We start from the raw sequence: 10,435 nt of genomic DNA on the forward strand, positions 1-10,435 counted from the left end.
CTGTTCGACGAGGGCACCGACCTGTGGGCGCGCGTGACCGCCGCCCACGCGGTGCAGCCGCTGTCGTGCGTGCTGATCGACGAAGCGCAGTTCCTTTCCGGGCCGCAAGTGTGGCAGCTGGCGCGCGTGGCGGACGAGGCCGGTATCCCCGTTCTCTGCTATGGACTGCGCACCGATTTCCGGGGCGAGCTGTTCCCCGGTTCGGCCGCGCTGCTGGGCATTGCCGATGCGCTGGTCGAACTGAAGGCCGTCTGCCATTGCGGTCGCAAGGCCACGATGAACCTGCGCGTCGACAGCGACGGCGCGGCGGTCAGGGCCGGCGCGCAAACCGAGATCGGCGGGAACGACCGCTATGTCGCGCTCTGCCGGCGCCATTTCAGCGAGGCTTTGCATCCATGAGCGATACGATGTGGCAAGCGGCGACACTGATCGTGCCGCTGGTGCTGGCGATCGTGTTTCACGAAGTGGCGCACGGCTGGGTCGCCGGTCTGCTGGGCGACCCGACCGCGCGCGAACAGCGCCGGCTGAGCCTCAATCCCCTGCGCCATGTCGATCCCATGGGCACGGTGATCCTTCCGGGCTTTCTGGCGCTGATCAAGGCGCCGGTGTTCGGCTGGGCCAAGCCGGTGCCGGTCGACGCCCGGCGCCTTCGCGACCCGCGCCGCGACATGATGATCGTGGCGGCGGCAGGCCCCGGCACCAATCTCGTGCTCGCCTTGCTGGGAGCGATCGGCCTTGGCCTGCTCGCCCGTTTCACCACGGATGCGGCGCAACCTGGAACGGCCTTGCTGTTCCTCGCCGCCAATCTCCAGAACTTCATCGCGCTGAACATCTTCCTGGCGGTGTTCAACCTGCTGCCGGTGCCGCCCTTCGATGGCTCCCATATCGTCGAGGGGCTGCTGCCCGATCGCGCGGCCATGGCCTATGCGCGGATGCGGCCTTACGGATTGCCCATCATGATCCTGCTGCTGTTCGTGCTGCCGCAGATCGCGCCGAACCTGCACATTGTCGATCGCCTGATCCTGCCCCCGGTGCAATGGCTCGGAAACGGGTATCAGGCCATCGCGCAGGCCGTGGCCGGGCCGGAAATGAACTAGCGACAGGCAGCCACCCCGCCGTCAGCGATAGAGCGGTGCCATCCCCACGCCTGGTGAATCGTCGCCAGGCGCTCTCGCCGATCACCAGGGCGTTGGCTGGGGCGTCAATTGGGGGAAGTGCCGCTGGTGCCAGTAAGGATAGATCGGCTCACGGTGGCTGACGGCATCCAGCCTGCCGATCTGCTCGTCGGATAGCCGCCAGCCGGTCGCTCCCAGATTCTCGCGCAGTTGTTGCTCGGTCCGGGCGCCGACCACGACGTTGGCTACCGTGGGACGGCAGAGCAGCCAGTTCAGTGCCACCTGGGAGACGCTTTTCCCCGTTTCTTCCGCGATCCGGTCCAACTCGTCGACCACGTCGTAGACGTGCTCGTCGTCGATCGGCGGCCCATAGGCGCCCCGCCCTTCCGCGATCCTGCCGGACGTTGCCTGTTCGCCGCGCCGGATGCGGCCGGTAAGCCGCCCCCAGCCAAGCGGGCTCCAGGCCATCAGGCCGATGCCCTGATCTACCGCCAGGGGCATCAGGTCCCACTCATATTCGCGCCCGATCAGCGAATAATACCCCTGATAGGCGACATAGCGGCCGAGCTGTTCGCGGTCGGCGGCGGCAAGCGCCTTCATCACCTGCCACCCGGAAAAATTGGAAACGCCGGCATGGCCGATCTTGCCGCTGGTGACGAGGTCCTCGATCCCCCGCAGCGTCTCTTCAACCGGCGTCATGGCATCGAAGCTGTGCATGAAATAAAGGTCGATATGATCGGTGCCGAGCCGCTTCAGGCTGGCCTCGCAGCTTTCGACAACGCGCTTTCGCGAGGTGCCGAAATCGTCAGGCCCGTCCCCCATCGGCAACGCCATCTTGGACGAGATGATCGCCGCGTTCCGCCGCCCTGCCAGCGCCTGCCCCAATATCTCCTCGGACAGGCCCTGGGAATAGCTGTCGGCGGTATCAAAGAAATTGGCGCCTGCCTCGATGCAGATGTCGATCAGCCGACGCGCCTGCGCGACGTCGGTGGCGCCCCATTGCCGATAGAAATCGCCGAGCCCGCCGAAGGTCGCCGTGCCGAAGCTCAGCACGGGCACCTGCGGCCCCGCTCGTCCCAGTTGCCGATGTTCCACGATAGATACTCCTGTTGAAATCGTCCCGATGCACGCTGCTCACCAATGCCGGAAGCTGACCGCGGCGCAGCAGGCTCGAGTGAACGAAAGCTGTTGTCGCGCGAGGAGGAGACACACTTCGCCTCCCGGGCCGGCCCATGCTTCCGGCCTACGATCCTCGCGGTTCCCGACGCAGCATCCGCTGCGCCGGCTGCGGGTACCAACGCCGCCTATTTCGGCTGGTTCGCGATGTCCGCCTTCACCTTCTCCAGTTTGGCGAACTGGGCATCCATGGCCTTGCGCTGGTCAGCCACGAACTGTGCATGCTGGCTGACAATGCGGTCGTGCGAAATGTCGCGCCCCTTGTTCATGCCCTTGATCTCGGGCATCGCATAGCGCGCGAAAAGATCATAGGACTTGAGCTTGGCATCGAACGGAGCCCAGTTGGTGTCGGCGATCAAGTAGCAGCCGAAACCGCCCGAGGCCTCCCAGATGCGCTCGATCTGCTTCACCGCCTCGTCCGGTGTGCCGATCACGGCAAGGCCGTTCTCGATCATGTAGCCGATCGGATCGTCCTTCCCCTCCTCGGGCACCATCGGCAAGGTGCCGATCGTGCTGAAATAGTTGATCCAGTCCATCATGCCATATTCAATGTCCTTCATCGCCTGATCCTTGGTCTCGGCGATGTGGCACAGGCCAACCATGCGCCAGCCGCGCCGGTCCATCACATGGCCATTGGCCTCGGCGATATCGCAGGCGACCTGCCAGTTGGCCGAGGCGGCCTTGAGCGCGGCCGGTGCGGTGGCGCTCAGCGTCATCATCGCCGTGCCGTTGCGCCCCGCCGCCATCGGCCCGGAGGGTGAAACGACACAGGCGGTCGTCATTTCGACCGGGATGTTATGATAGGGACGAAGCTGCAGGCTCGCCTCGACCAGTTCGAACCATTCGCACTTGTAGCTGACGGTTTCGCCGCGCATCAGCTTCGCGACGCAGGCCAGCGCCTCTTCCATCCGATCGCGCTGCTTGGCCACGGGAATGCCCATCGCTTTGGCGTCGGACGGCAGCGACCCTGGCCCTGAGCCGAACATGGCGCGGCCGCGAGTCATATGGTGAAGCTGCATCCAGCGGTCGGCGAGAATCAGCGGGTGGTGATAAGGCAGCGAATTGACGCCGGTGCCCAGCTTGATCGACTTCGTTCGCTCGGCCATCACCGCAATGATCAGTTCGGGCGACGAGATCAGTTCACCACCGCCCGAATGGTGCTCGCCGATCCACGATTCATCGTAGCCGAGAGTGTCGAGATGCTGGATGACCTGCATGTCGCGGTCGAGCAACAGCGTGGGATTTTCGGGGCGGACGTGAATGGGGGGAATGAAATTCCCGAACCGCATATCCGCCATGGAGATCGGATTGGTCATGGTGCTGTCCTTCTAACGATGTGACGTATTCAGAGATTCGATGGCGCGCTTCATCTCCCGGGCGAGTTCTCGCTCGTTGGCGACGATGCGGCTGGTTGGCCCGGAAATGGCAACGGCCAGCGCCCGCGCGCCTTCCGGCACAGGCAAGGGCGCGGCGATTGTGGCCGCGTCGGATGCGACGCTGCCGATATACAGCGTATAACCGTCTGCTCGCGTCTTGCGCACCGCGTCCATGATCGTCGCCAGCGCGGCGGGTGACGGCGCGGCCGTATCGCCAGGAGCAGAACGCCGGTGCATCTCGGCGATCGTCTTGTCGCTCTCCATCGACAGGCAGGCGTAGCCGACAGCCGATGCCCAGAGCGGCACGACCTGGCCGACGGTTGCGATGTAGGAAACCGGATGAAGGCCGAGTTCGACATCGATTACCTCCAGCGCCTGATTGAGCGGCGTGGCCAGCGTCACCGTTTCAAGCGTCGCCTGCTGCAATTGCTTGGCGAGCGCCAATACCTGGGGATCGACGCTGAACAGCTGGTCGATCCAGCCCGCCAGCCGGCCAAGCCGGGCGGTCGGGAAATAGGTCTGGGTGCGCCGATCGAGCAGCAGGATGTCGAGTTCGGTCAATCCCTGCAGCAGGGCAGCGACGCTCGAACGCGGCATGTCGAGCGCATCGGCGATGAAGAGACGGGGGAGCGGACGACGCTCGGCCTCGAACAGGGCGAGGATCTGCACCGTACGCTCTACCGACTGACTGACCGACGCTCGAACCATGAATGCCCTTCCGGCAGCACCAAACGCCGCAGGCGCGGCGACTGGCACACGCAATCCTTACAACGTCTATCTATAAATATAGACGAACAAGACATGATTGTAGATGCGCTTGACAAGGTTGTACAGCCATGAAATAGTTAATAGAACAAATAAGTAACTACAGAGCGATAGAACGCAAATTGATGTCGTTTTGGTGCTGTGTATTTTATCATCCAAGAAATCTCGGCTTGTATTTATGAATATACGCCGATGCGTTCTGGATAATCGATGTAGCAATCTAGGAAATCCGATGACGAATCACCCAGCGCGTGCAGAATTGACGCTCGGCCGTGGCATCAGGAACGCGAATGCACGGTCAACGAACAAGACGGCCCTGATCTTCGAAAACCGTTCGCTCACGTATTCGCAGCTGGTTTCACGGATCAACAAGACCGCCAACATCGCTGCCGGCCTGGGCCTTGGCTTCGGCGATACGGTGGCGGTGCTCTCGCCGAACTGCCTCGAATACGTGGAACTCGTTGCGGGCCTCTCCGATCTCGGCATCATCGTCGCGACCTTGAATCCCCGCCTCACCCGCCCGGAACTGGAGCGTATCCTCGATGACTGCCGGCCCAAGGCAATCGTCTGCCATCCGTCCACGCGCCACCTGGTGTCCGACGAACGGGCGCGCGACCTCAAGCTGTTCGAACTCGGCACGCAATGGGATGACCTGCTGGCGCAGGCGAGCGACAGCTTTGTTCCCGGTTACGTTCCCGAAGATCACACCTTCTCGATTTCCTACACCTCCGGCACCACCGGCATGCCGAAAGGCGTTATGCTGTCGCATCGGGGGCGTGGCCTCGCCTTCCTGATCATGCAGGCCGAATACAACTGCTTCGGTTACCGCGACCATTTCCTGGCGCTGTCGCCTCAATACCACGGGGCGGGCTTCGCGTTCTGCTACGCGCCGCTGGTGTTCGGCGGCACGACCACCCTGCTCGGCCATTATGATCCCGAGTTCATGATTTCGCGTATAGGCCAGGGCGACATCGACGGCGTGTTCATGGTGCCCACCCATTTCCACCGCATATTCGACCTGCCGCAGGCAACGCTGGACAAATGGAAGGGCACTCATCGGCTCCGGACGATCATCTCCAACGCCGCCGCTCTTCCGCAGACGACCAAGGAGCAGATCATCGATTATTTCGGTGAGGACCTGCTCAACGAGAGCTACGGATCGACCGAAGTGGGCTTCGTCTGCAACATCCGGCCCGAAGATCACCTGCGCAAGCCGCACAGCGTCGGCGTGCCGTTCTACGGCATAGAGGTGGAACTGCGCGACGAGAACGGCGAACCGGTGCCCAATGGCACGCCGGGCGAACTTTTCGCGCGCGGCCCCACAACCTTCAACGGCTATCTCAACCGGCCGGAGGAAACGGCCGAGGCGGTAAAGGAAGGCGGATGGGTCACCGTTGGCGACATGGCGATCCGCGATGACGACGGCTTCCACTACATCGTCGACCGCAAGAAGGACATGGTCGTCTCCGGCGGGTTCAACGTGTTCACCGCCGAGGTCGAGGCCGCGGTTACCGAACTGGCGCAAGTGCGCGAGGCCTGCGTGTTCGGCATCCCGCACGAGAAGTGGGGCGAACAGGTCCACGCCGTGGTGGTGGCCGAGGGCATCACCGGCGCGGAGATCATCGCCTATGCCAAGGATCGCCTGGGCGGGGTGAAGGCGCCCAAGTCGGTCGAGTTCGTGGACGCCATTCCCCGCACCGCCGCCGGCAAGATGGACAAGAAGGCGCTGCGCGTGAAGTATTGGGGTGACGCCCAGCGGATGGTTAACTAGGTCGTAAACTCATAATCAGCAGGCTCGAGGTTTGAAGCAAAATGGCACGGCGCAAGGAGGAGGGGTGCAGGAATATGTCGATATTTCAAGCCGCTCCGACGCCGCGCTGGGCCATTTTGGTCAAATCCCTGCGGGACGTTCAAATGGCTTCCATCTCGAACCGAAAGGCGCTGGCAAAGGCAACCAGCCTTCGCGGCGCGCCTTTCGGCCCGATATGTTCGCCATTTGGACGCCTCGAGCCTGCTGATTATGAGTTTACGACCTAACCCCTTGAACGGGGCGCGAATCCGAGCCGGAAGCCGGCCGACGGGAGAGGATGCGAGATGCGAATGATGCGTGGAATCCGGTGGGCGCTGGCATCGGGCGCGGTGCTGCTGGCAACGCTGACCGCCAGCGACATGGTGACGGCGGCAAACGGTGGCGCCCGCAGCGTGGTGGACGCCGCGCGCATCCAGGCCGCCAGCGCGGTGGACTGGCTCTCCTATGGCCGCACCTATGACGAGCAGCGCTTCAGCCCGCTCGACCGCATCAACCAGGGCAACATCGGCTCGCTGGGGCTGGCCTGGTCCGCCGACATGGATACCGCGCGCGGGCAGGAAGCCACGCCGCTGGTGATCGACGGCAAGATCTACATCACCACGGCGTGGTCAAAGGCCAAGGCCTATGACGCGGTATCGGGCAAGCTGCTGTGGGAGTTCGATCCCAAGGTGCCCGGCGAAACCGCGGTGAAGGCGTGCTGCGACGTGGTCAACCGCGGCCTGGCGGCATGGGGCGACAAGCTCTATCTCGGCACGCTGGACGGCCGGCTGATCGCGCTGGACCGCGCCACGGGCCGGCAGGTGTGGTCCACGGTGACGGTCGACCAGACCAAGGCCTATACCATCACCGGCGCGCCGCGCGTGATCAACGGGCTGGTGCTGATCGGCAACGGCGGCGCCGAAATGGGCGTGCGCGGCTATATCACCGCCTATGACGCGCAGACCGGCAAGCAGGTCTGGCGGTTCTATACCGTGCCCGATCAGCCGGGGAAGAACACCGAGGAATACCTCAAGAAGGCCGAATCCACCTGGCACGGCGAATGGTGGAAGCTGGGCGGGGGCGGCACCGTCTGGGATTCGATGGCCTATGACCCGGCCACCGATCTGCTCTACATCGGCGTGGGCAACGGCAGCCCGTGGAACCAGTCGTACCGTTCGCCGGGCGGCGGGGACAACCTCTACCTGTCCTCGGTCGTCGCGATCCGCGCGAAGACGGGCCAGTACGTCTGGCACTTCCAGGAAACGCCGGGCGAAACCTGGGACTTCACCGCTTCGCAGCACATCATGCTGGCCGACCTCGAAATCGGCGGGAAAGTGCGCAAGGTGCTGATGCACGCGCCGAAGAACGGCTTCTTCTATGTGATCGACCGCGTGACAGGCCAGTTCATCTCGGGCAACAACTATGCGCCGGTGAACTGGGCGACCGGGCTGGACCCGGTGAGCGGCCGGCCGATCGAAAACCCGGATTCGCGCTACGACAAGACGGGCAAGCCCTTCATCAGCACGCCGGGCGCGGCGGGCGCGCATTCGTGGCACCCGATGGCCTACGATCCCGCGCAGAAGCTGGTGTTCATCCCCGCGCAGTTTGCCGCGTTCCCCTATTTTCCGGACAAGAACTGGAAGCCTTCGCCCGTCGGCTTCAACGTGGGCATCGATCAGGCGGCGAGCGCGATGCCGGCCGACGCCAAGGTCCGCGCCGAGGCGCGCGCCGCCACCACCGGGGCGATCATCGCCTGGGACCCGGTGGCGCAGAAGGAACGCTGGCGCGTCAGCTTCCCCGGCCCGTGGAACGGGGGCCTGCTGGCCACCGGCGGCGGCCTGCTGTTCCAGGGCAACGCCAAGGGCACGTTCGCGGCCTATTCGATCAAGGACGGCAAGGAGCTGTGGTCGTTCCCCGCGCAGACCGGCGTGGTCGCGGCGCCGGTCACGTTCATGGCGGGCGGCGAGCAATACGTCGCGGTGCTGGCCGGCTGGGGCGGCGTGTGGCCGCTGGCGACCGGCATCCTCGCCGAGAAATCCGGCCCGGTGCGCAACGTCAGCCGCCTGCTGGTGTTCAAGATCGGCGGCAAGGCCAGCCTGCCGCCGGCTCCGGCGCTGAACGAACTGCCGCTCGATCCGCCCGCGCTGGCCGGCACGCCCGCGCAAGTGGCGGAAGGCGCGCAGCACTTCGGCCGCTATTGCAACGTCTGCCACGGCGATGCCGCGATCGGCGGGGGCGTGGTGCCCGATCTGCGCCGCAGCGGCTTCCTGGCCGATCCCAAATCGTGGCAGATGATCGTGCACGACGGCGCGCTGAAGGACAACGGCATGATCGCCTGGTCGCCGGTGCTGACGCCGGCGCAGATCGAGACGATCCGGCTCTACGTGATCAAGCGCGCCAACGAGGACAAGGCGCTGGCCGCGCAAGGCGGCTGACAAGACGGCGAACGGGAGCGGTCCGGCGTCGTCCCCGTACCGCGTCGGTTTGCGCTGGAAAAAGGGATAGGTCTCGCTTACCACGCGTTTTTCACGGACTTGAATATTTCATGGAGCGGAAGCGTGATGGACGACCGGGCCACCAGGGCATCAAGGTCCTATCCCAAGACGAAGACGGTGATTATCCCGTCGTGACGAACGGGGCGCAATGCCCACCCCCAACCCCTCCCGCTTGCGGGAGGGGTTGGGGGTGGGCCGTCCAGATCCACATTTTTCAGGAGTAGCTCCATGCCCATCGACCTAACCAAGATCAAGGCGATCGACGTCCACGTCCATGCCGAGGTTTCGTGCCACGATCCCGAAGACCCGATCATGGGCAAGTTCTTCGATGCGGCCTCGGCCTATTTCAAGGCGCCGCGCGAACGGCCCAAGATGCCCGAGATCGTCGAGATCTACCGCGAACAGCAGATCGCCTTCTGCCTGTTCACGGTCGATTGCGAGAGCGGCATCGGCGCGAAGCGCCTGTCGAACTACGAGATCGCCGAATTCGCCGCGAAGCATGACGATATCTGCATCCCCTTCGCCTCGATCGATCCGCACAAGGGCAAGCTGGGCGCGCGCGAGGCGCGGGATCTGATCGAGAACCACGGCGTGCGGGGCTTCAAGTTCCACCACATCATGCAGAACATCCACCCGGCCGAGCAGGTCGGCTACGCGATCTACGAGGTCATCAACGAATACAAGCTGCCCGCGATCTTCCACACCGGCCATTCGGGCATGGGCACGGGGATGCGCGGCGGTGGCGGGGTGCGGCTGAAGTACGGCCAGCCCATGCTGGTCGACGACGTGGCGGTCGATTTTCCCAACATGAAGATCATCCTCGCCCATCCCAGCTGGCCGTGGGTGGACGAAAGCCTGTCGATGGCGCTGCACAAGGACAACGTGTTCATCGACCTTTCGGGCTGGTCGCCCAAATATTTCGCGCCGCAGATCATCCAGTACGCGAACACGCAGCTGCGCAAGAAGATGCTGTTCGGCAGCGATTTTCCGCTGATCCATCCACAGAAGTGGATCGAGGCGGCCCTGAAGGTCGGCTTCAAGGAGGAGGTCCTGCCCGGCATCATGAAGGACAACGCCACCCGCGTGCTCGGGCTGGCCTGACGGAGGGGGCCATGGCTGGCGATCCCGAAGACATCCGCGCCTGGCAGCGGCTCGACGCGGAGATCACCACCTCCGGCCGGATCGAGGACAAGGACGTGGCGCGGCTGGCGGCGTTGGGCGTGCGCCACGTCGTCAACCTCGCGCTGGAAACCCATCCCGAGGCGCTGGCGGACGAAGGCGCCAAGCTGACCGGGCAGGGGATCGCCTATACCCACATCCCGGTGCCGTTCGACGCGCCGGGCGAGGATCACTTCGCCGCCTTTCGCAAGGCGGTGGAGGAAGGCCCGCGCCCGGTCCACGTCCACTGCATCATGAACTGGCGCGTTTCCGCGTTCCTCTACCGGCTGAATCGCGACCATCGCGGTATGGCCGAACCGGAAGCGCGCGCGATCATGGAGCGCCAGTGGTCGCCCGACGGCAGCGACCGGCCCGAGGCGAAAGTCTGGGCCGCCTTCATCGCCGGGACCGCGCGATGACCGACCTTGCGGGCAAGCATGTCGTCATCACCGGGGCATCGACCGGGATCGGCCGCGCCAGCGCCACGAGCTGCGCGCAGGCCGGCGCGGCGGTGACGCTGATCGCGCGCCGCGCAGACCTGCTGGAACAGGCGGCGGCCGC

The 10,435-nt window shown here is 64.5% G+C and carries 11 protein-coding genes; 8 read left to right on the forward strand and 3 right to left on the reverse strand.

All coding sequences use genetic code 11. The features are described 5' to 3' along the window. Together B3547_RS05210 and B3547_RS05215 are read left to right on the forward strand one after the other, a co-directional pair. Positions 1-399, forward strand: a 399-nt coding sequence (locus B3547_RS05210) for a thymidine kinase (RefSeq protein ID WP_292960891.1), incomplete at its 5' end; no start/stop codon positions are given. After that, the gene (locus B3547_RS05215; RefSeq protein WP_124809177.1) at positions 396-1,097 is read left to right on the forward strand and encodes a site-2 protease family protein; all 702 of its coding nucleotides are present in this window, start codon (positions 396-398) and stop codon (positions 1,095-1,097) included. The genes B3547_RS05210 and B3547_RS05215, both read left to right, overlap by 4 nt. An 81-nt stretch (positions 1,098-1,178) precedes the next feature. Here the strand turns inward: B3547_RS05215 and B3547_RS05220 are convergent, their stop codons facing one another. The 3 genes from B3547_RS05220 to B3547_RS05230 all read right to left on the reverse strand — a co-directional run bounded on the left by B3547_RS05220 (position 1,179) and on the right by B3547_RS05230 (position 4,375). Then, positions 1,179-2,210, reverse strand: a complete 1,032-nt coding sequence (locus B3547_RS05220) for an aldo/keto reductase (RefSeq protein WP_125956372.1) — start codon at positions 2,208-2,210, stop codon at positions 1,179-1,181. Between the two features lie 209 nt (positions 2,211-2,419). Further along, positions 2,420-3,607: an LLM class flavin-dependent oxidoreductase gene (locus B3547_RS05225; protein ID WP_125956375.1), complete on the reverse strand. Its 1,188-nt coding sequence runs from the start codon at positions 3,605-3,607 to the stop codon at positions 2,420-2,422. 12 nt (positions 3,608-3,619) lie between these two features. After that, positions 3,620-4,375 (reverse strand): IclR family transcriptional regulator, encoded by a 756-nt coding sequence (locus tag B3547_RS05230; RefSeq protein ID WP_292960898.1) that lies wholly within the window; start codon positions 4,373-4,375, stop codon positions 3,620-3,622. A gap of 289 nt (positions 4,376-4,664) precedes the next feature. Here B3547_RS05230 and B3547_RS05235 point away from each other — a divergent pair, with 289 nt between their 5' ends. The 6 genes from B3547_RS05235 to B3547_RS05260 all read left to right on the forward strand — a co-directional run. Beyond that, positions 4,665-6,203 carry a class I adenylate-forming enzyme family protein gene (locus B3547_RS05235; RefSeq protein WP_292960901.1) on the forward strand — a complete coding sequence of 513 codons (1,539 nt, stop codon included), beginning with the start codon at positions 4,665-4,667 and terminating at the stop codon, positions 6,201-6,203. A gap of 64 nt (positions 6,204-6,267) precedes the next feature. After that, positions 6,268-6,450 (forward strand): hypothetical protein, encoded by a 183-nt coding sequence (locus tag B3547_RS05240; RefSeq protein WP_292960904.1) that lies wholly within the window; start codon positions 6,268-6,270, stop codon positions 6,448-6,450. An 85-nt stretch (positions 6,451-6,535) separates the two neighbouring features. Then, positions 6,536-8,656, forward strand: coding sequence for a PQQ-dependent dehydrogenase, methanol/ethanol family (locus B3547_RS05245; protein WP_292960909.1), 2,121 nt, complete (start codon positions 6,536-6,538; stop codon positions 8,654-8,656). 288 nt (positions 8,657-8,944) lie between these two features. Next, positions 8,945-9,817: an amidohydrolase family protein gene (locus tag B3547_RS05250; protein ID WP_292960906.1), complete on the forward strand. Its 873-nt coding sequence runs from the start codon at positions 8,945-8,947 to the stop codon at positions 9,815-9,817. Positions 9,818-9,828: 11 nt separating this feature from the next. Continuing rightward, complete coding sequence (locus B3547_RS05255; protein WP_124810208.1) at positions 9,829-10,293, forward strand: beta-lactamase hydrolase domain-containing protein; 465 nt, start codon at positions 9,829-9,831, stop codon at positions 10,291-10,293. Continuing rightward, positions 10,290-10,435, forward strand: a 146-nt coding sequence (locus B3547_RS05260) for an SDR family NAD(P)-dependent oxidoreductase (RefSeq protein ID WP_292960911.1), incomplete at its 3' end; no start/stop codon positions are given. The genes B3547_RS05255 and B3547_RS05260, both read left to right, overlap by 4 nt.

The organism is Novosphingobium sp. UBA1939 (assembly GCF_002336885.1).
Classification (GTDB): domain Bacteria; phylum Pseudomonadota; class Alphaproteobacteria; order Sphingomonadales; family Sphingomonadaceae; genus Novosphingobium.

What these genes read in the sequence shown, in the direction of transcription:
- B3547_RS05215 (WP_124809177.1), top strand. Translation starts at nt 396, where the DNA reads ATGAGCGATACGATGTGGCAAGCGGCGACACTGATCGTGCCGCTGGTG.
- B3547_RS05225 (WP_125956375.1), bottom strand. Translation starts at nt 3,607, where the DNA reads ATGACCAATCCGATCTCCATGGCGGATATGCGGTTCGGGAATTTCATT.
- B3547_RS05230 (WP_292960898.1), bottom strand. Translation starts at nt 4,375, where the DNA reads ATGGTTCGAGCGTCGGTCAGTCAGTCGGTAGAGCGTACGGTGCAGATC.
- B3547_RS05235 (WP_292960901.1), top strand. Translation starts at nt 4,665, where the DNA reads ATGACGAATCACCCAGCGCGTGCAGAATTGACGCTCGGCCGTGGCATC.
- B3547_RS05245 (WP_292960909.1), top strand. Translation starts at nt 6,536, where the DNA reads ATGCGTGGAATCCGGTGGGCGCTGGCATCGGGCGCGGTGCTGCTGGCA.
- B3547_RS05250 (WP_292960906.1), top strand. Translation starts at nt 8,945, where the DNA reads ATGCCCATCGACCTAACCAAGATCAAGGCGATCGACGTCCACGTCCAT.
- B3547_RS05255 (WP_124810208.1), top strand. Translation starts at nt 9,829, where the DNA reads ATGGCTGGCGATCCCGAAGACATCCGCGCCTGGCAGCGGCTCGACGCG.